At 39.8% G+C, this 20,622-nt stretch carries 18 protein-coding genes and 1 riboswitch; of the genes, 14 read left to right on the top strand and 4 right to left on the bottom strand.

All coding sequences use genetic code 11. The features are described 5' to 3' along the window. The first annotated feature begins 101 nt into the window (after positions 1–101). From FTV38_RS05325 to FTV38_RS05335, 3 genes are all read left to right on the top strand, one after another. Positions 102–1,271 carry a thiolase family protein gene (locus FTV38_RS05325; protein ID WP_180008861.1) on the top strand — a complete coding sequence of 390 codons (1,170 nt, stop codon included), beginning with the start codon at positions 102–104 and terminating at the stop codon, positions 1,269–1,271. A gap of 133 nt (positions 1,272–1,404) precedes the next feature. Beyond that, entirely contained in the window at positions 1,405–2,904 is a 1,500-nt protein-coding gene (locus tag FTV38_RS05330) for a succinate CoA transferase (protein ID WP_171262652.1), read from the top strand. A 223-nt stretch (positions 2,905–3,127) separates the two neighbouring features. Beyond that, positions 3,128–3,445, top strand: a complete 318-nt coding sequence (locus FTV38_RS05335) for a hypothetical protein (protein ID WP_373685855.1) — start codon at positions 3,128–3,130, stop codon at positions 3,443–3,445. A 90-nt stretch (positions 3,446–3,535) separates the two neighbouring features. On the opposite strand, the gene FTV38_RS05340 is transcribed toward FTV38_RS05335, so the two are convergent. Beyond that, positions 3,536–4,237: an HAD family phosphatase gene (locus FTV38_RS05340; protein WP_180021784.1), complete on the bottom strand. Its 702-nt coding sequence runs from the start codon at positions 4,235–4,237 to the stop codon at positions 3,536–3,538. A gap of 190 nt (positions 4,238–4,427) precedes the next feature. On the opposite strand from FTV38_RS05340, the gene FTV38_RS05345 reads away from it, so the two are divergent. The 7 genes from FTV38_RS05345 to FTV38_RS05375 all read left to right on the top strand — a co-directional run bounded on the left by FTV38_RS05345 (position 4,428) and on the right by FTV38_RS05375 (position 12,323). Next, positions 4,428–5,321: a LysR substrate-binding domain-containing protein gene (locus FTV38_RS05345; RefSeq protein ID WP_078190935.1), complete on the top strand. Its 894-nt coding sequence runs from the start codon at positions 4,428–4,430 to the stop codon at positions 5,319–5,321. Between the two features lie 197 nt (positions 5,322–5,518). Beyond that, positions 5,519–5,630, top strand: a riboswitch (guanidine-I (ykkC/yxkD leader). Positions 5,631–5,659: 29 nt separating this feature from the next. Then, positions 5,660–6,397 carry an urea amidolyase associated protein UAAP1 gene (locus FTV38_RS05350; RefSeq protein ID WP_180021786.1) on the top strand — a complete coding sequence of 246 codons (738 nt, stop codon included), beginning with the start codon at positions 5,660–5,662 and terminating at the stop codon, positions 6,395–6,397. An 11-nt stretch (positions 6,398–6,408) separates the two neighbouring features. After that, positions 6,409–7,071, top strand: a complete 663-nt coding sequence (locus tag FTV38_RS05355) for an urea amidolyase associated protein UAAP2 (RefSeq protein ID WP_180021788.1) — start codon at positions 6,409–6,411, stop codon at positions 7,069–7,071. 4 nt (positions 7,072–7,075) lie between these two features. After that, complete coding sequence (uca, locus tag FTV38_RS05360) at positions 7,076–10,681, top strand: urea carboxylase (RefSeq protein WP_180021790.1); 3,606 nt, start codon at positions 7,076–7,078, stop codon at positions 10,679–10,681. 102 nt (positions 10,682–10,783) lie between these two features. Beyond that, on the top strand, positions 10,784–11,530 hold the full coding sequence (locus FTV38_RS05365) for an SLATT domain-containing protein (protein ID WP_218950247.1): 747 nt from the start codon (positions 10,784–10,786) through the stop codon (positions 11,528–11,530). Continuing rightward, positions 11,527–11,967, top strand: a complete 441-nt coding sequence (locus FTV38_RS05370) for a GIY-YIG nuclease family protein (protein ID WP_180021792.1) — start codon at positions 11,527–11,529, stop codon at positions 11,965–11,967. Before FTV38_RS05365 ends, FTV38_RS05370 begins: the two co-directional genes overlap by 4 nt. Positions 11,968–12,128: 161 nt before the next feature. Further along, positions 12,129–12,323: a hypothetical protein gene (locus tag FTV38_RS05375; RefSeq protein ID WP_180021794.1), complete on the top strand. Its 195-nt coding sequence runs from the start codon at positions 12,129–12,131 to the stop codon at positions 12,321–12,323. A gap of 8 nt (positions 12,324–12,331) precedes the next feature. Here the strand turns inward: FTV38_RS05375 and FTV38_RS05380 are convergent, their stop codons facing one another. Together FTV38_RS05380 and FTV38_RS05385 are read right to left on the bottom strand one after the other, a co-directional pair. Then, entirely contained in the window at positions 12,332–14,281 is a 1,950-nt protein-coding gene (locus FTV38_RS05380) for an alpha/beta fold hydrolase (RefSeq protein ID WP_180021796.1), read from the bottom strand. A gap of 190 nt (positions 14,282–14,471) precedes the next feature. Next, the gene (locus FTV38_RS05385; protein ID WP_180021798.1) at positions 14,472–15,554 is read right to left on the bottom strand and encodes a putative zinc-binding metallopeptidase; all 1,083 of its coding nucleotides are present in this window, start codon (positions 15,552–15,554) and stop codon (positions 14,472–14,474) included. 451 nt (positions 15,555–16,005) lie between these two features. Here FTV38_RS05385 and FTV38_RS05390 point away from each other — a divergent pair, with 451 nt between their 5' ends. From FTV38_RS05390 to FTV38_RS05400, 3 genes are read left to right on the top strand one after another with little or no spacing between them, the layout of a single operon-like run. After that, positions 16,006–16,446 carry a CopG family ribbon-helix-helix protein gene (locus FTV38_RS05390; protein ID WP_078190923.1) on the top strand — a complete coding sequence of 147 codons (441 nt, stop codon included), beginning with the start codon at positions 16,006–16,008 and terminating at the stop codon, positions 16,444–16,446. 11 nt (positions 16,447–16,457) lie between these two features. Further along, complete coding sequence (locus FTV38_RS05395; protein WP_168377511.1) at positions 16,458–16,655, top strand: hypothetical protein; 198 nt, start codon at positions 16,458–16,460, stop codon at positions 16,653–16,655. After that, complete coding sequence (locus FTV38_RS05400) at positions 16,652–17,674, top strand: ABC transporter substrate-binding protein (RefSeq protein ID WP_180021800.1); 1,023 nt, start codon at positions 16,652–16,654, stop codon at positions 17,672–17,674. Before FTV38_RS05395 ends, FTV38_RS05400 begins: the two co-directional genes overlap by 4 nt. Positions 17,675–18,082: 408 nt before the next feature. On the opposite strand, the gene FTV38_RS05405 is transcribed toward FTV38_RS05400, so the two are convergent. After that, entirely contained in the window at positions 18,083–18,751 is a 669-nt protein-coding gene (locus FTV38_RS05405; RefSeq protein ID WP_180011145.1) for an epoxyqueuosine reductase QueH, read from the bottom strand. 450 nt (positions 18,752–19,201) lie between these two features. Between FTV38_RS05405 and FTV38_RS05410 the strand changes: the two genes are divergently transcribed. Continuing rightward, positions 19,202–20,503, top strand: coding sequence for an MFS transporter (locus FTV38_RS05410; protein ID WP_180021802.1), 1,302 nt, complete (start codon positions 19,202–19,204; stop codon positions 20,501–20,503). Positions 20,504–20,622: the final 119 nt, after the last annotated feature.

Below are 20,622 nucleotides of genomic sequence, written 5' to 3' on the forward strand. Positions count from 1 at the left end.
GGTTTCATCGAAACCACTGTGAAAAACATTAAGATGGAAAATCTGAGGAACCAGTCATGGTTCCTTGGGGTTAAAAGATTTAAAACAGGATGAAATAAGAAATGATTGTTATTGTAGATGGCGTACGTACAGCGATGGGTGGTTTTCAGGGTTCACTTTCATCTTGTACAGCCCCAGACTTAGGTGCTGCGGCGATTCAGGCTGTTGTTGCACGTGCAGGTTTAGAACCTACAGATATTGACGAAGTTATTTTTGGCTGTGTATTACCGGCTGGTCTTAAACAAGGTCCTGCACGCCAAGCGATGCGTCAAGCAGGCTTACCAGATACAACGGGTGCCACCACGATTAATAAAATCTGTGGTTCAGGCATGAAGGCGGTGATGCAAGCAGCTGATGCGATTAAAGCTGGTTCTGCCAATATTGTGGTTGCTGGTGGTATGGAGTCGATGTCAAATGCGCCATATTTACTTGAAAAAGCGCGTTCAGGCTATCGTATGGGGCATGGTAAAACCACAGACCACATGTTTCAAGAAGGCTTAGAAGATGCTGAGACAGGTTTATCGATGGGTATTCTGGCACAAGATATGGCAGATAAAAAAGGCTATACCCGTGAACAGCAAGATGCTTTTGCCATCAACTCACTCAATAAAGCCGTTGCAGCGATTCAAGGCGGTTTCTTCAAAAATGAAATCGTGCCGGTTACCGTTAAAAGCCGTAAAGGTGACGTCGTTGTTGACACAGATGAACAGCCTTTAAGTGCTAAGCCTGAAAAAATCCCTACACTGCGTCCTGCATTCAAAAAAGACGGCACGATCACAGCTGCCAATGCCAGCTCAATTTCTGACGGTGCATCTGCTTTGGTGGTTACATCAGAAGAAACGGCTCAAGCACGTGGTTTAAAACCACTAGCAAAAGTCGTTGCTTATGCCACAAATTCACAGCATCCGTCAGAGTTCACGATTGCTCCAGTCGGTGCTATTGAGAAAGTGCTTGCACAAGCGGGTTGGGATGCACAAGAGGTTGACCTGTGGGAAGTCAATGAAGCATTTGCTATGGTTACAATGCTGGCGATTGATGGATTTAACTTAGATGAAGCAAAAGTGAACATTCATGGTGGTGCTTGCTCACTTGGTCACCCACTAGGTTCATCAGGTTCACGTATTATTGTGACGCTGATTCATGCCTTAAAACGCACTGGCGGTAAAAAAGGTGTCGCAGCACTGTGTATTGGTGGCGGTGAAGCAACTGCAATTGCGGTTGAACTGATTTAATTTGCCTCAATTTATATAAGTAAGCTTTTAGATAAGTACGTTTTTAGATAAGCAATAACAAACGCTATCTCAGTTCGCTGGGATGGCGAAAAAAGATGTTTATTTTGAGATATTTATTTTTTGAGATTTAATTATGAATGGTTTAGATCGCATTCGCTTACTCTCCCTTCGCGACAAAGTAATGTCTGCTGAAAAAGCGATTGAGTTAATTCAAGATGGTTCAGTGGTTGGTTTAAGTGGTTTTGGTGGTGCAGGTGAGGCAAAGACGGTTCCATTGGCACTTGCAGATCATGCAGTTTCACATCCTCTTCGTATCACGTTGGCAACGGGTGCTAGTTTAGGAAATAGTATCGATGGTCGCCTCAATGCGGCGCATGCGATAGAACGTCGTTATCCGTATCAGGCAGATCCTGGTTTACGTAAAGCCATTAACGCTGGCGAGGTCATGTATATTGACCAACACTTGTCTGAAATGGCCGATAATATTCGTCATCATAATTTACCGCGCATTAATGTGGCCGTTATTGCAGCGACTGCAATTACCGAAGATGGTCAAATTATTCCGACAGGTTCATGTGGTAACTCAGCCAATTTCATTGAAATGGCAGATCATGTGATTATTGAAATTGATAATACGATTAACCCAGTGCTCGAAGGTGTACATGATATTTATGTGCCGAAAGCGCGACCAAACCGTGGGCCAATTCCACTGACTCAGGTCGGTGAACGTATTGGTACAATTGGGATCAATGTCAGCCCCGATAAGATTTCAGCTATTGTGTTGAATGATCTGCCAGATACCCAGTTTAAAATGGATGAACCTGATGCTGAAACCCTAGCGATTGCTCAGCACCTGATTGATTTCTTTGAAGGTGAAGTGGCAGCAGGGCGTTTGCCTGAAAATTTAGGCCCGCTACAGTCAGGTGTGGGTTCGATTGCCAATGCTGTATTTGCTGGTTTTGAGCATTCTAATTTCCATGATTTGGAAATGTATTCAGAAGTACTACAAGACTGTACCTTCCAGCTGATTGATTCTGGAAAAATGAATTTTGCTTCAGGCTGTTCAATGACGCTGTCTGAGCCGTGTGCACAGCATGTAATGAATAATTTTGATCAGTACAAAGACAAAATTGTGTTACGTCCACAAGAACTATCCAATAACCCTGAAATCATTCGACGTTTAGGCATTATCGCGATTAATACGGCGCTTGAGTTTGATATTTACGGAAACGTAAATTCGACCCATGTGACGGGTACCAAAATGATGAACGGTATTGGTGGTTCAGGAGACTTTACTCGTCATGCGCACATTGCCATTTTTGTAACCAAGTCGATTGCAAAAGGCGGTGCAATTTCATCGGTCGTACCAATGGTGAGCCATACCGACCATACTGACCATGACGTTGATATCGTGGTTACAGAGCAGGGCTTGGCAGATTTACGTGGTCTTTCACCACGTGAGCGTGCACGTAAAGTCATTGAAATCTGTGCGCATCCAGATTATCGCGCAGCATTGTTGAGCTACTTTGAACGCGCATGTGAGCGTGGTGGTCAAACGCCGCATATTTTAAAAGAGGCTTTATCTTGGCATGCCACTTTTGAAGAAACTGGTTCAATGCGTCAAATCGTATAAATCTAAAGATTGAAAATATTTAAATAAGCCCACGATTAAGTGGGCTTATTTATTATGAAAGACTACAAATGTTTCAAAACATGACAAAAGAAAAACAGCAGCACTTTGTTTGAAACTTTTGCACAACACGAACGGTCTAAAGTTCTCTTCAAGGCTTTCTATAATGCAAAATTCATTGACAAAGAAGGTCAGTATTTTGAAAAAGATTCAATTATTTTCTGCGATGTTGCTCGCAGTTCTCCTCACGGCATGTAAACAAAGCCCAGCGCCTGATTATGCTGGAACATGGCAAAATACCGCAGTAGATCCGCAGCTTGAAAATGCGTTGATTATTAGTAAAAATGGTGAAAACTATTTCATTACCAATACTTTAAAAGATAAACAAAGTGGTAAATCTGAAAAGAAAAATCCTGTACCTGCATCTGTTGCTGAATCTGGTCTACTCGCTGTAAACTCTGGTACAGGTGCAGTTGAATTTGCGATTGACGAAAAAACTGGAAATTTAGTCGGGTCTGGATCAATTTATAAAAAAGTAAAATAGATCAATTATATATTGATGCCAAAATATCAAAAGCAGCCTCTAAATTGGGCTGCTTTTTTAACTTTTAAGCGAACGTTTATTTACTTTAACTCAGTTCAAAACCGAAGAGAAATCATGGATAAAATAATCCGCTTTATTTTTGATTTGCTCAATTTCGTGTTCTGAATATGCATCATACACGGCAACGACTTCAATACCCGCAGCATTTGCGGCTTCTACACCAATGAGTGAATCTTCAAAAATTAAACATTCTTCAGGTTGAACTGCAAAATGTTCAATCGCCTGTAAATAGACTTCAGGATGCGGCTTAATATTTTTGACATTTTCACGGGTCAGGATCAGATCAAAACTATTTTCAAAATGCAGCTTTGGATAAATGTTAATATTTTTTTGATATCGATAAATATTTTGCAGGCTGGTCGTGGTGGTAATTGCCACCTGAATGCCTTGCTGAATGAGCTGTTGAACAAATAACGCTGCATGTGGTTTAAGCAAGATGATATGTTCTAAAAAATGTTGTGAAATGGCATATCGTTGCTGTTTGATTTGATCAGCCGTGTGTTGTTCAATTTTATAAGTATCTTTTAGATAGTTACAGTACATTAAGTAAGGGTCTGGTGTGTTTTTAAATAATTGCAGCTGAATGTCACGTTCACGTTGAATGAAATCCAATTGGATGGTTTGTCCAGTTAACTGTTGAATCAAATCTGCATCGACCTGATTCCACACGCCAACAGAGTCGATAAGTGTGCCATCTAAATCAAAACAAACCAGTTTTTTTCCTTGAAGCATGTTGATATCCAAATTCGAGCTATGTCTATTATGCTGACTGATTGGAGTGTTGAAAAGCCAAATGCAACTGAGCAGGCTAAACTGGCGTTTCATCTGCAATAAAAGTAATATTTCGTTATTGGCTTTTTGTATAATTCAGCAGATGATGCACAGCATAACTTGCAATATTTAATTAGGGACTAAATCTTTCGTGTTTGAATTGGACTGTAAACTTCTTAGCATTTTTTTTCATGTTTATAAGTACAAAAATGTGTCGCAAGCTGCTGAACACTTGCAGATGAGTCAGCCTACAGTCAGTAATATTTTAAATAAAATACGACAGCATTATAACGACCCCTTATTTTTACGTATCGGCAATGAAATGGTGCCTACGGAGTTATCGCGTCAATTATTTCCTTTAGTCAGCGAAGCCTTGAGTAAAGTCGAAGCCATTAATAATTTTACGATTAATTTTGATCAAGCCATTTCAGATCAACAATTTACTCTAGCCATGACCGATGTTTCTCATTTGGTTTTATTGCCTAAAATCAGCCAATATCTAAAAAAACACGCGCCACAAATACGTCTAAATGTACGACCGATTACCACTGAAACCAGTTATCAAATGGCGAATGGTGAAATTGATTTAGCACTGGGGTTTTTACCGCATTTGGAAAGCGGCTTTTATCAGCAAAAATTGTTTGAGCAATATTATGTGGTGATTGCAGCTAAGGATCATCCACGATTAACGGGTGACACTATTACAACTGAGCAATATTTGTCAGAGTCGCATATTGATATTGATGCAGGGATGGGGCACTACCATATTGAAAATGAGCTGCTTAACCTTGATTTAAAACGTGATATTTTAATGCGATTACCTAGTTATTTAGGTGTAGGCTTAGTCGTGCAAGACACTGATGCGATTGCTACTGTGCCGTACTACTTGAGTGAAGTATTGCTTTCACGCGGTAACTTAAAAATATTTGATGCGCCGATTGCGTTTCCAACCTATGGCGTGAAGCAATATTGGCATATGTCCTGCCATCATAAAACCAGCCATCAATGGCTGCGTCATATGTTCCATGAGATATTGGTGAAATAATTTTTATGCATTACATAAAGCCCAAAAATGATTTTAGGCTTTTTTTTGCAACTTTTGCAGCAATTTTGTGCATGGGCTGCACCCGATTTGGTCATGCTATAGCTCAATACTATAAAAAAAGTCTAATAAATAGCAGTATTACGTTTATGTAAATTGGTAATACTAAATTGGCACAGCCTTTGCATTTCTACATACATCATAAAGTGATCTAGGGTTCCGATACATTTCTATGTATGACCGCGACCGAGAGTTCACGGCTTCGTTTTAATTCAAAGCAAAGCTGCACGGAGGGATAAAAGCCCGGGAGGTAAACAGTTAAGAATTAGGCAGAGGCTGCAATGAGCACAATACATTATCATGACGATAAAGCACTATGGACTGAACTTTTACCGGGTGGACACCACTGGTCAGCGCGTATTCAGCGTGGGGCAGTATTACAGCTTAAATCGCTAGGGCAAAATGCCAATGTGGCACTGTACTGTGTAAATAGTGAAGATAAGCTTGAACGCTACAACATGCCAGATAGTCTTAAAGGGCAGCACACGGCATATTTAAGTACGGGTCATATTTTGGCATCGGATTTAGGCCGTGCCATGATCTCGATTGTGAAAGATGATCATGCTTGGAATGATGCGTTCTGTGCGCCAAGCACCGCACAGCAAATCGAAAAACAGTTCGGCACGCAAACCTTTCAAGATGCCCGTAATGACATGTACCGAAGTGGCAAAGATAGTCTATTGCTAGAAATGACCAAATTCGGCTTATCAGCAACAGACCTCAGTAGTACTTTAAATCTCTTTTCCAAAGTACAGCCAGATGACAATGGCAAGCTCAGCTATGTGGCGTCTGACAATACTGATCAAGTGATTGAATTACGTTTTGAAATGGATTGCTTGGTGTTCTTATCATCCGCACCACATGCATTAGATAACAGCACGGAATATGCACCTGCCGATGTTCAATTGTATTTATACAAAGCACTTCCTTTACTTGATACCGATGTATGTCGTGATTCATGCCCGCAAAATCAACGTGCTTTTCAAAATAATAAACGCTATTACGCTTTAACGGCTTGAGGGGGATGATCATGACTGCATTAGTAAACCCAACACAAAATTTTGAAAAATCAGTGTTAAGCGAAGTATGTCCTGCTGGTGAAGCATGGATGTGCGAAGTCAAAAAAGGGCAATATTTTCGTATCGTTGACCTCGAAGGTAATCAAGCTGTCGATACCTTATTTATTTCAAGCCTAAACCGTGAAGAGCGTTATAGCGCAACCGATACATTGGCTATTAATCAACAAATCTATTTAGAAAAAGGCACAGCTCTATACACCAACTTTGGCAATAAAATTGCCACCATCCATGACGATAACTGTGGTCGTCATGACACCTTAGGCGGTGCATGTTCATGTGAAAGCAACACTGTTCGCTATGCACATGACAAATTTCCAATGCACAGTTGCCGTAATAATTTCATGATTGCTCTGTCGCAACATCCGATTGCCAAAAAACATGGCTTAAATGTGCGCCATATCGGCCCAAATATTAACTTCTTTATGAATGTGCCTGTGACCGCTGAGGGACATTTGAAATTTGATGATGGTATTTCTGCACCGGGTAAATATGTTGAAATTAAAGCTGAAATGGATCTCATTGTCCTCATTTCCAATTGTCCACAACTGAATAACCCATGTAATGCCTATAACCCAACAAAAATTCAACTGATCATCCGTGAAGGTGAGGAGTAATAGCATGTTTAATAAAGTCCTCATTGCCAACCGTGGTGCAATCGCGTGTCGTGTGATCCGTACACTGAAAAAATTAGGCATTCAGTCCGTTGCAGTGTATTCCGAAGCAGACCGTGATTCTTTGCATGTGACCTTAGCTGATGAAGCGGTATTTATTGGTGATAGTCCTGCCAGCCAAAGTTATTTAAATGTCGATAAAATGTTAGAAGTCGCGAAACAAACAGGCGCAGAAGCGATTCATCCGGGCTATGGCTTCTTGTCTGAAAATGCAGAATTTTGTGATCTGTGTGAAGCGCAAGGCATTGTATTTTTAGGGCCAAATTCGGCGCAAATGAAATCCTTTGGCTTAAAACATACCGCGCGTCAACTCGCGATTCAAGCCAATGTACCACTTCTTCCGGGCAGTCAGCTTTTGGCAGATGAAGCTGAAGCACTGCTTGAAGCCAATCGTATTGGTTATCCTGTGATGCTGAAAAGTACCGCGGGCGGTGGCGGTATTGGTATGCGTTTGGTGTGGAATGAAGAAGAGCTGAAAGATGCTTATTCTACAGTGTCATATCTTGCCCAAGCCAACTTTAAAGACGCAGGTTTATATTTAGAGAAATTTGTACAAAATGCCCGTCATATCGAAGTGCAAATTTTTGGTGATGGCAATGGCTTAGTTTTAGCACTTGGCGAGCGAGATTGTTCGGTACAGCGCCGTAATCAAAAAGTCGTGGAAGAAACCCCAGCACCACATATCAATGATGATCAACGTGCTTATATTCAATCGATTGCGATTGGGCTGATGCAGTCGGTGAGTTACCGTTCGGCAGGTACAGTTGAGTTTGTGATGGATACCGACACACAGGAATTCTATTTCTTAGAAGTGAATACCCGCCTGCAAGTTGAACATGGTGTGACAGAGCAAGTGTTTGGTGTAGACCTTGTGGAATGGATGGTGACTCTCGGTAGTGGGGATTGGATTGCACCAACAGCACAACTTGAATCGAAAGGTCATTCAATTCAAGTACGTTTATATGCAGAAGACCCAATTAAAAACTTCCAACCGAGTGCAGGGCTGTTGACCTATGTCGATTTTGATCCGCAGGCACGCAATGAAACTTGGGTAGAAACCGGTTCAAATGTCTCATCATTTTATGACCCGATGATTGCGAAAATCATTGTCACAGCGGATGATCGTGACTCTGCAATTGCTGCAATGACCGAAACACTCGCCAAAACATCGGTTGCAGGCATTGAAACTAATCTTGAATATCTACAAAATATTATCAACTGCGATGTATTTAAAGCCGGTACGCAAACCACACGATTCTTAAATACATTTGAGTGGAAAACCCAAAAAATTGAAGTGTTGCAATCAGGCATTCAAACTTCTGTGCAAGATGTCACAGGTCGTTTGGGCTATTGGGATGTGGGTGTGCCACCATCAGGTGCGATTGATCCGCTGTCACTTAATGTTGCGAATCAATTGTTAGGCAATGCATATAACACGGCAGGGCTTGAATGCACTTTGCAAGGCCCAAGTTTAAAATTCCACTGTGATAGCCAAATTGTATTGGCGGGTGGTGATATGCCATCAACGCTTGATGGTATGTCTGTACCAATGTGGCAAACCGTGAATGTGCGTAAAGGTCAGATTTTAAAATGTGGAAAAATCGCCACAGGTTGCCGTACCTATATCGGCATTAAAGGCGGTTTGAATGTACCTGAATATTTAGGCTCACAAGCAACCTTTACCCTTGGTCAGTTTGGTGGTCATGCTGGTCGTAATTTATTGATTGGAGATATGTTGCCAATCATGGCATTTACATCTGAACAAGTGACAGCGCTTGCGCCTGAACAAGTGCCAACGTTTAGTCATGAATGGGAAATTGCGGTGATGTACGGCCCGCATGGTGCACCAGACTTCTTTACTAAAAAAGACATTGATACCTTCTTTGCCAATACTTTTGAGATTCACTTTAACTCAAGCCGTACAGGTATTCGTTTGATTGGTCCAAAACCTGAATGGGCACGTGAGGATGGTGGTGAAGCCGGTTTGCATCCATCGAATATTCATGACAATGCTTATGCCATTGGTGCTATCGACTTTACGGGTGATATGCCGATTATTTTGGGTCCAGATGGTCCAAGTTTAGGAGGCTTTGTTTGTCCTGCCGTGGTGATTAATTCTGAGCTTTGGAAGCTTGGTCAATTGAAAGCAGGAGACAAAGTCAGATTTATACCTGTGAGTTATCATCAAGCGAAACTTTTAAATGAAAAATATCATGTGCAATTAGAAGCATCTGATACGCAGGCTGTGGCATTTGATGAGTCATTTTTTCCTGAACTTTCCACCTTAAAAAATGCGGTGCTTGATACTTTAAAAGGTCAGAATGGATTGCCGGATGTGGTGTATCGTCCTGCGGGCAATAACTACATGTTGGTGGAATATGGTGAGTTAGTTTTAGATCTGAACTTACGTTTCCGTATTCATGCACTCATGCAATGGGTTCAAAAGCAAAATATCACAGGGATTATTGACCTGACACCGGGCATTCGTTCGCTACAAATCCATTTTGATTCGATCAAGCTTGATCAATTGGATTTATTGCGTTTGCTACAAGTCGCTGAAGCTGAACTGCCTGATGTGACCCAAATGCAAGTACCGTCACGGACTGTGTATTTACCACTGGCTTGGGAGGATTCACAAACTCAGCTTGCGACAGAGCGTTATATGCAAACGGTACGTCCAGATGCACCATGGTGTCCTGACAATATTGAATTTATCCGTCGTATTAATGGTTTAAAAGACAAACAAGCCGTCAAAGATGTGGTTTATGACGCAAGTTATTTGGTCATGGGTTTAGGTGATGTTTACCTTGGAGCACCTGTGGCAACACCACTTGATCCTCGTCAGCGCTTAGTGACGACTAAATACAATCCTGCGCGTACTTGGACGCCTGAAAATGCTGTCGGTATTGGCGGTGCGTATATGTGCGTGTACGGTATGGAAGGTCCTGGGGGTTATCAGTTTGTGGGTCGTACCACGCAAATGTGGTCTCGTTACCGTAAAAACCCTGACTTTGAGCAAGGTATGCCGTGGTTACTACGCTTCTTTGACCAAATCAAGTTTTATGAAGTCTCTGAAACTGAACTCATGCAAATGCGTGAGGACTTTAAAGCAGGTCGTTTAAAACTGCGTGTGGAAGAAGGTATACTGAACCTAAAAGAATACAATGACTTCCTAACTGAAAACCAAGCATCCATTTCTGCATTTAAGTCTGTACAACAAGCCAATTTTGATGAAGAACATCGTCGTTGGCATGAAGCTGGGCTTGCAGAGTATGTTTCTGAAAGCTTAGATGCTGTAACTGATGATAGTGATGTTCAAATTCCAGACGGTGGTTGTGCTGTGGAATCACACATGCCGGGAAGTATTTGGAAAATTGAATGCAAGTCAGGTGATATTGTTGAAGAAGGTGCAACGCTTGCGGTGATTGAAGCGATGAAGATTGAGATTCCAATTATCGCACCTGAACGTATGAAGGTTTCTGAAATTACTATTGAGAAAGGGCAGACGGTGAAAACGGGGCAGGTGTTGTTTACGTTGGCACCTGTGGCTTGATGAGAGAGAAGTAAAAAGACCGTCCATAAGGGCGGTTTTTTAAATTGACAAATATAAGTAATTGAAATAGTTTTATCTTTTTCAAAAAATGAACTTTATTATATGACAAATAATAATGAGGATTGTATACGTTGGCATCCTTGTATAAAAAAGATTATCAACAGTTTCATGAGTTCAGGAAAATGGATATTTAGTTTATATCCTATTGAAACAATTAAGGCAGATATCACTGCTCGAGAAATGCTACATGATAGTATGCGAACAACTGCAAATTGTAGGTATAAAGCATCAGAAAGACTGAGATTCCAAAATACATTCTCTTTATTCACTGCTACATATTTATCACTTGGTCTTATATTAATACCACTCATTCAAAACACAGATATTCATCTGAACTTTTATCCTAAAGTTCTTAATTTGATGCAGGTTTTTCTCGCTGTTGCTGTACTGGTTTATTCTACAATTAATGCAACAGCAAGATATGATGCTAGATCGATAGCCTTAAACGACTGTGGTGACAAAGTCAAAGACATTATTAGAACTCTCAGGGGATTACCACAAACACAAACTAATTTTAGTGACATACAAGAAAAATATAATGATGCAGTTAAAGATTCAGAGAATCATATCCGACTAGATTATCTAAAAGTAATGTTGGAGCGACCAAAAGAGTTTAAAATAACAGATCTAGTCAGATTATATTATATTTTCAAAGCATTAATGCTTTCTAGTTTTCCTTATTTAATTCCAACTACTATGATTATTATCGAAAGTATTTTTATTCTTGATATGGTTGGCGTCACCAATATTTTGCCTCAATATTTGGGTGGAGTTCCAATAAGAAAATGATTTCACATAAAGCCCGTTTTGAGAATTTAATAGCATTTACAGACATTTTCTTCCAAAATCACTGGAGTGTAGAAAAATTGGGGTTACCTCCTAGTTGGTCATCTATACACAAAGACTTCCGAAAAATCCCGAATTACGATAAACAAGGGGTCTATGCTTTTGTCAAAGATGATGAAATTACTTATATAGGTGTCGGTACTTCTCGGGGTGGTGGTTTGTATCGTGGAAATGGATTAAGTGCTAGAGTTATGAAATATTGTCGTTGGATTGATAAATCTAAAAATATTTATGGGCCTATTGATGCAAGACTAAAAGAAGCAGGGGCAATTGTAACTATTGGTTTTGAACAAGATTATGCTTACCTTGCAAATGCTTTGGAAATCTATTTAATCTCACGACTGCAACCAAAATATAATTACATTAAAACAGGAATGTAAAATTTTAAAAGACCGAGAAACAGGTCTTTTAAAAGGTCTCTAAATTGGTCATTATTTGTATGTTATTTGCATATCTAGGACATTACCAATATGAACAATATTATTCATTCACGCTTTGTTACTATTTTTACCGATATCTCTCAACAAAATAGAATTCGATGATGGGTAAAAAACTTGAAGACCTCATCAGGGATCGTAGTTCTGAAAGTCAAAACCGAATTTTGGAAAATGCACAAACAATGTTGAATGATTGTCTTTCGGAAGATGTGCATTTAGCAGAAAAAGTTAAAGGGCAAAAAACGATAAAGATCACTTTAGACGGCCTACGAGCTCGGGTTCATAAAAAACGCGCTTAAAATTTCGCTTATTTATCCAAATGTTCTCTCAAAATGCGTCGTAACTCTAAAATGGCATCTGGAGACTCATGGATGGAATGTCCACCATTGAATATCTTTTCAGACACCGCACCATCTAAATGAGAACTTGTATAGGGAACAATGCCATCCGACATTTTGCTCGGTTCAGTACTTTGCGTCTGATTCCCCATAATAGAATGATAAGGAATATCTTTATTTGGCATGATGTCAGCAGACAACAGCATAAAACGTGATTTTTGACTTAAATCTGCTGGCCCAGACTTAATCAGGCCCATAGTTGAATTTTTTGCATTCGGAATTTCAACATTGACATCATTTAAAAAACTTAAAGGCAATACCACGATTTTTTTCGCCAAATTGGTAAACCAGCGGTCTGCATAGTCAGTACCATGATGCGGTGCGGCAATGAAAATTGCACGACTAACTGGCTTCAAGGCTTTAAAGACAAAACGATCGCGGATAATTGGATGACGTTGTAACTGTGTATTTTGTTCATAGTTCATGAGTGGAATAGCTTGAGCGGAAATATCTGCATCACTAACCAATAAACGACTGATGATGCCGCCCATACTATGTCCGATAATTACAGCATCTTGAGCCGAAGGCGTATTGGGCTGAACAGTTGCAAATGCCTGTTTGAGTAAGGCATTGATTTGAAAACGACTCTCAAATATTGGCATATTGGTTGAGTAAAACACTTGCCAAACTTGGTAATGATCACGTAGTTTTTGATCCCCCATAATGTTATTGGTCAGGCCGATCCAAGTTTCAGGACTGCTGGCTAATCCGTGAACCATGACAATAATCTTTTTATGGGGTTGATACGGCTCTAACATAAACACATGTGGCATGCGCAAATGTTCTTCCTTATTTAGGAGTGTCCAATAGCCAGATTGTCCTAATTTATTTTCGGCTAACCAAAGTCCATAAGGCACAGAATAATTGGCCGTTAGCGTGTAGGACTGGGATTCAATTTTTGCCTTTTTAAATTGATAGGGATTAAATAATTCAACCTTAAAATCTGATTGTGGCGATAAAATTTCGCTAATGCTGTTATTGGTCTTGGCAGGCTCTGCGATCGCACTGACAGATAAATACCGTGCAGTATGGATATTGGGGTTGGGTTTAATTGAATAATACTGTTCAGGATCTAGTACAAAAGGCTGAGCAGTAGAAAGATCCGTAGCTTTTTTGACTAAGACAAATTCAGAGCCTATGCCTTCCTGACGGTTAATGGTTTTTAAGCCTGAAAAATTAAAATTATAGCTCGACAGTAATTTATCAATGTCCGCATTTTTGATTTCTGGATAATGCTCATAGTTAAAATGATAAAGTGATGAACCTAACATTAAACTTTCAGGCATTTGCTGATAGTCAAAGCGGGTGAATGATGAGGTGATCAGACGTGATAAAGCCACATTATAAAAGGTGCGGACTTGTCCCTGACGCAAATCAAATAAGCGTTCTTCTGGGGCTTGAGCGGATTTAAATAGATAGACATAGCTGTAACGCAGACTGAAATCAAAGTCTGCAAGCTGCTGATCCATACACATTTTAATTTTGCTTGATGCGAGTTTTCCGCTGTGTTGTTTTAAGCTTTTTTTGCATTGTGGATTTTGATCGGCGCTTAAAGCACGTGCCATGTACAGCTCACTTGCTGCTGCATAGACTTGAGCAATATCTAAAGTTTCATTGTTACGCATTTTGTGAATACAGCTTTCAAGCGCATTTAAACAAGATTGGTCGCTTTCATTCACCATTAACAGGATTTGATGGCTAAATGTACTGAGCTTTTGATGGGTTAATATGCTGTCTGTTTTATTATTTAGTGACGCACTGAGTTGATTTTCTTGTAATTTGACCAATTGGCATCCACTGAGCAAACTCAGGCTGATGATACACATGAAACGAGCAGGTAAATGCGTGGAAGGCATCATTGGAAAGGTCACAGGCATCTATTTTTTGTTATTTTAACCTTTATAAAATAGTAAAAATAGGGCAGGTGTTACAGCGCTCAATCCTAGAAAATTACTACGTATGTATCCTTTCAAACTAAGCTAATGTTCGAATGCTGTGATACCAAAAAGTTGATTTGAGATTCAAACACTGTCACGTGTTAAATTTAATCTAATTGTGCTGCTGATTTTTTAAGGTCATATTGAGCAATTTATGATGAATGAATCTAAGTTTATCCAATACCGGATTCGACAACGTAAATGGATAAGCATCATCTAAGCCCATGCTGCGGTTCAACGCATTTAAATTAAAGGTCAAGGTCATCCAGTGTTGCAGCAATAGGTCAAAATCCTGAGCGCCAATCGGGTTCTCTTTCAGTTCTAAATTATTCAAATCTGACTTATTGGTTTTGACCACTAATCCTGCATAGTAGGCGGTTTCAAGAGTGTCCATCATGTGCAAATAATGCGCCCATGTTTCCGCCCAATCTTCCCAAGGATGCGTACTGGCATAGGAACTAACATAGTAATCCGCCCAATTTTGCGGAGCACCGTCATTATAATGACGTTTCAAAGCTTCACTATAATCTTGTCGTTCATCACCAAACAGTTCTCGAAATTCCTCAATCAGTTCAGGGTGTAAATGTTTGATCAAATCAAAATAATAATGACCGCTTTCATGTCTAAAATGACCTAGAAGTGTACGGTAGTTTTCACCCATTTTTATACGCGTTGTTTCGCGGTAAATCACATCTGCTTCACTGGCATTTAAGGTAATAATGCCATTGGCATGACCGGTCATGACAGGTGTATTTTCTGTTGGCATGAGAAAGTCAAAACGCAATCCAAAACGGTCATCTTGACTGCGTTTAGGACGAGGCATGGTATTGAGCTGCTGCATCAAATATAAAAAACGTCGTTTGGCATGTTCCAATCGCGCCCAGTACACAATATGGTCTGGGTTATCTAAGTTGGGAATGGTATGTGTCAGTAGGCAAGATTCACAATAAATTTCTTCACTGTCGGCAGACACCATCCAGTTACATACCTGATGATGCTGATAATTATGACAAGGTTTAAAGCGTTTTCCCTTTATTTCAGGATTTAACGCAAGCCATAACGTACTGCTGTGCTTTTCAAAACAGCCCATTTGCTTTTCAGAGGCAATATAACCCAGCGCAGTCTGACAATTGACACAGTGTGAATTGGCAAAAAAGATTTGGTTAGAACATACCGCGCAGCTGAAATACTTCATAGGCGTTGAGTGATGAATAGAAAGATCAATCAGTATAAATGATGTTCAATGTTGATGAAATAAATTGAACTTCGAGTTTGTTACATGTCGGACAATGGTCTTGGTTAATAAGACCAATAAGTTTTAGAAATAGTCCATCATCAAATGAACCATTGCAGCAATAGTGCAAAGAGGTCTTTACGAGTGCATGCATTGCACAAATAATGAACAATAAAATCTAAAAGAAAGTTAAAAGAACAAAATAATCGATCATTTTTTGTATTTCTCACTTGGCACAGATTCTGCATTTCTATCGATATTACGAAATAAATATTTTGTATTACTCAAACAGGAGATGCATATGAACCGCCATCAATCTGCAACATTTCTGCATCAATTAAAGCAGTTTTTTATTGAGCTACTAAGCGCCCGCGCGGGTTTCTATATTCAGCAAAAAAAATAAGGAAAAACAGTGCCTAAACAAAAGCTGGCGCGTATCAGTATTACAGTGCCTGAAAAAACAGTCGATGCTTTGGATCAAAAAATTGTCGATCAGCATTATGAAAGCCGTTCTCAGGCCATTGTCGACATGATCAATAAGCATCTGATTGCTGATCAGGAGCAGCGCAACGAAGTGATGGTTGGCACATTTACCTTACTTTATGACGCAAGTAGTACGGCGCTACGTATTCAGCTTTTAGATTTACAGCAGCAGTTTTTAGAACAAGTGGTGAGCTCGCTGCATATTCAACTCGATGACCACAAAATTTTAGAAGTCATGATTCTGCAAGGCGTCAGTTCAGAGCTCAAAGTTATCAGTCAGCATTTTTCAGCACTTAAAGGTGTGATTAAAGGACATTTGGAGTTGATGGACGCTGTAATGCCGCCAATTCCGCAAAATGCAAAGAATTAAGGAGTTTTAAAATGGGCCAATTATATCGATCGCAAGGTCAGTTTAAAGACCGAATCACAGACCAACAGCAAGCACATGCTAATGCAGGTAACCAAAGACCAAATCGTGCAAAGCACAATGCTCAATCTGTCAGCAATCCGAATACACCATCGTTTTTGTACACCAATACCAAATTTAACTGTAATGCCATCGGAGAAATCGCACTATGATCAAAAAAGCCTGCTTATCTGCATCCGTTGTGACCGCTATCTTACTAGGTGGCTGTGACAATACGGCCAAAACACCTGAACCAAACGCGCAAGCAGAAGGCACAGTCAATACAAAAGCCATTACGATCGGCTATAGCGACTGGCCTGGTTTTGTCGCATGGCAAGTTGCTATTGAAAAAGGCTGGTTAAAAGAAGCCGGTGTCAATGTGGACTTTAAATGGTTTGATTATTCAGCTTCACTATCTGCATTTGCGGCAAATCAGTTGGATGCTGTTTTGGTCACCAATGGCGACAACTTGGTCACGGGTTCTGGCGGCACGAAAGGCGTTATGATTATGGCGACGGACTATTCTGCGGGTAATGATGTCATCATTGCTAAAGATGGCATCAATAGCCTTGCCGATTTAAAAGGTAAAAGTGTCGCGACAGAAAAAGGTTTGGTTGATCATTTGCTTTTGGCTACAGCTTTAGATGATGCAAAAATTCAAGCCTCTGAAGTAAAGTTAGTCAACACCATGACCAATGAGCTACCACAAGTATTTGCGAGTCCTGATATTGCAGCGATTGCCGTGTGGCAACCGGTCGCAAATCAAGCGCTGAAAGCGGTAGCAGGTTCTAAAATCATTTATACATCGAAAGATAAACCCGGTCTGATTTACGACACATTAACCGTCAATATGACGCATTTATCTGCCAACAAAGAAGAATGGAAAAAAATCATTCAAGTTTGGGATAAAACGGTTAAATACATCAACGACCCTGCAACGCATGCCGATGCAGTGAAAATCATGTCGACCCGTGTTGGTGTTGATCCTGCGCAATATGAACAGTTTATTGGCGGGACACATTTACTGGATTTAGCTGCCAACAAACAAGTCTTTAAAAAAGGAACTGGTTTTGACTCGATTTATGGTTCTAGCTACCACGTGAATAAATTTAATGTTGCCAATGGCATTTATAAAACCGAAATGGATGTAGATGGATCAATCTATCCAGCTCTGGTTGAAGAACTAAAATAACTGATGTTACGCAGTAACATCAGAAGCTAGTTTGCTTCAAATAAAAGAATGATACGCGGTAAAGTCATCTGCAAGTGTTTGAGACAGGGCTACTTTTAATCAAAAATGTTTTTGCGATACTTTGAATAATTCGACGGTAGTGAACGAGTTTTACGGATGACAATGGTTTTGGGTACTTTTGCCGAAACAAAAGTACCTCCAGCCGAAGGCTAATCCCTTTATTCAAACCCTAGATGTAAGACTCCATCGAATCGGCTTAAAAATCATTTTTTAAATGCAAAATTACTTTTATGTGCATAACATCAGTAAAATAAGTTGAATATAGCTAAAAAAGCCTTGAATAATGTAAATACTTCAGGGCTTAACAACATCAAATTAATATCAATGAAAGATAGCGAAGTGCAGAACTTAAGCTTCCTCATCCATCGCATTGGAATAAAACTTCACCCCTAATTTTATTCGGTCACGGCCTTGGCTCATGCGCCAGCGATTGGTATCGCGCAGTGAATAGACACAGCCGCAGTATTCCTGCTGATAAAATTCTTCTTTTTTACTGATTTCCAGCATACGTACAGCACCGCCATTTTTACGCCAGTTATAGTCCCAATAGGTTATTCCGTCATAATGTGAAGCTGAACGATGCCCGCAGTCATTAATCTGCTGCATATTTTTCCAGCGTGAAATACCCAATGAACTGCTGATTAGGCTAAAGCCATGTTCTGCCGCATATAATGCAGTACGTTCAAAGCGCATATCAAAACACATGGTACAGCGGAGGCCTTTCTCAGGTTCATTTTCCATGCCTTTGGCGCGTTCAAACCAGTTGTCTGTGTCGTAGTCACAGTCTATAAACGGAATGTTGTGTTTTTCTGCAAAGCGGATATTTTCCTCTTTACGGATTTCATATTCTTTGACTGGATGAATATTGGGATTGTAGAAAAAGATCGAAAAATCAATACCTGATTCAATTAAAGTTTCCATGACTTCGCCAGAACAGGGCGCACAGCAAGAGTGTAATAAAAGCTTGTCATGACCTGCTGGGAGAGTCAGTTTTTGACGTTCAAGTTTGTTTGACATGGTGGTAGGGTTTAATTCTAGACCTTGTATTTTAACAATCGAATACCCTTGCCAGGCTGATATTCTCTCATGTCGAGATGAATGATTCTCAATGTTTAGTTTGATGAATTAAATTCATTTTTTTGTGATGAAATATCATTTTACTCATATAGTAGTGTAAGTATAAATTGCGCTGACGCAATGTTATTAGAACTTAGACTCATCACTTTGAATGAAATAAAAATTTCGAATGTTTAAATTGAGAGATAAAAATCGTTTTCTTCCGAAATGCTAAAAATATCCCATCAATTTAAATGTTTAAATTGTGCTGAAAGTCATCAAAAATTAAACCAAGTTCTAAAAATATTTCGTTCAGTGTATATCTAAGCCGTCATCATTTTTTTATAAATATGAATGAGAAGCGTCTTATTTATATCTTTTGATTTTTTATCGAAATGATGATGGTCTTTCATGGAATATGTAGAACACAAAACATCCACGGTCAATCCAAATTCTAAAACACGTGTATTATTTGCAAGTCTAGTGGGTACAACAATCGAGTTTTTCGACTTTTATATTTATGCTACGGCAGCCGTACTGGTTTTCCCGCATTTATTTTTCCCAGAAAGCAGTGGCAGTGCAGCATTACTGCAGTCTTTAGCTACTTTTTCAATTGCGTTTGTCGCACGTCCAATTGGCGCTGTTATTTTTGGACATCTTGGGGATCGAATTGGCCGTAAAGCGACGCTCGTAACCGCATTATTATTAATGGGAATTTCAACGGTGTGTATTGGATTATTGCCGACCCATGCGCAAATTGGAGTGGCCGCACCCATATTGTTAGCATTGTGCCGTTTGGGGCAAGGGCTTGGTTTGAGCGGCGAGTGGAGCGGTGCAGTGTTATTTGCAACTGAAAACGCGCCAAAGGGTAAACGTGCATGGTATGGCATGTTCCCGCAGCTTGGTTCTCCAATCGGCTTTATTCTTGCTGCCAGTTCATTTTTATTATTAGGCGCTTTTTTATCAGATGAAGCCTTCATGGCATGGGGTTGGCGAATCCCTTTCATTGCAAGTGCATTGCTTGTATTTGTTGGGTTATATATCCGCCTAAAACTACACGAATCTCCAGCTTTTCAAAATGTTTTGGATAAGCAAACTGCAGCTAAAGTACCCTTTAAAGATGTCGTGACAAAACACATGGGTAAAGTGGTATTAGGCACTTTTGCAACTGTGTGTACCTTGGTTGTATTTTATCTAATGACTATATTTGCATTAAATTGGGGGACAACGGCACTAGGTTATAGCCGTGACGCTTTTCTGAAAATGCAACTCTTTGCGACAGTCTGCTTTGGCCTGTGCATTCCTATTTCGGCAATGTCTGCTGAGAAATTTGGCCGAAAAATTACATCCATTGCCATTTGTATTATTACCATGATTTTTGGATTATTTTTCTCAAGGTTTTTTGTTGCGGATAATGAAGTTTCAGTATTGGTATTTTTGTGTCTTGGTTTAAGTATTATGGGCTTAACTTATGGACCGCTTGGAACAATCTTATCGGAAATTTTCCCTGTTTCAGTCCGCTATACAGGAACAGCCTTAGCTTATAATTTTGGCAGTATTTTGGGAGCGTCATTTGCACCTTTAATTGCCACTAAGTTAGCGCAAACTTATGATTTGTACGCTGTTGGTTATTATTTATCTATCGCAGCATGTGTATCGCTATTTGCTTTCATTTGTATTCGTGAAACGAAAAATGACAATATTATGAGCTGATTGCTTTATTGCGCACGATGCTTTATTTCGGGCTTATTCAATCAGATTTTGCAGATTAAATAAGCCGACACCTTAAATTTATCTTCTGCTCATTGATTTACTTATCTTTGTTATACTTA

The sequence above is a fragment of the Acinetobacter sp. YH16044 genome (assembly GCF_013417145.1).
GTDB lineage: Bacteria > Pseudomonadota > Gammaproteobacteria > Pseudomonadales > Moraxellaceae > Acinetobacter > Acinetobacter amyesii.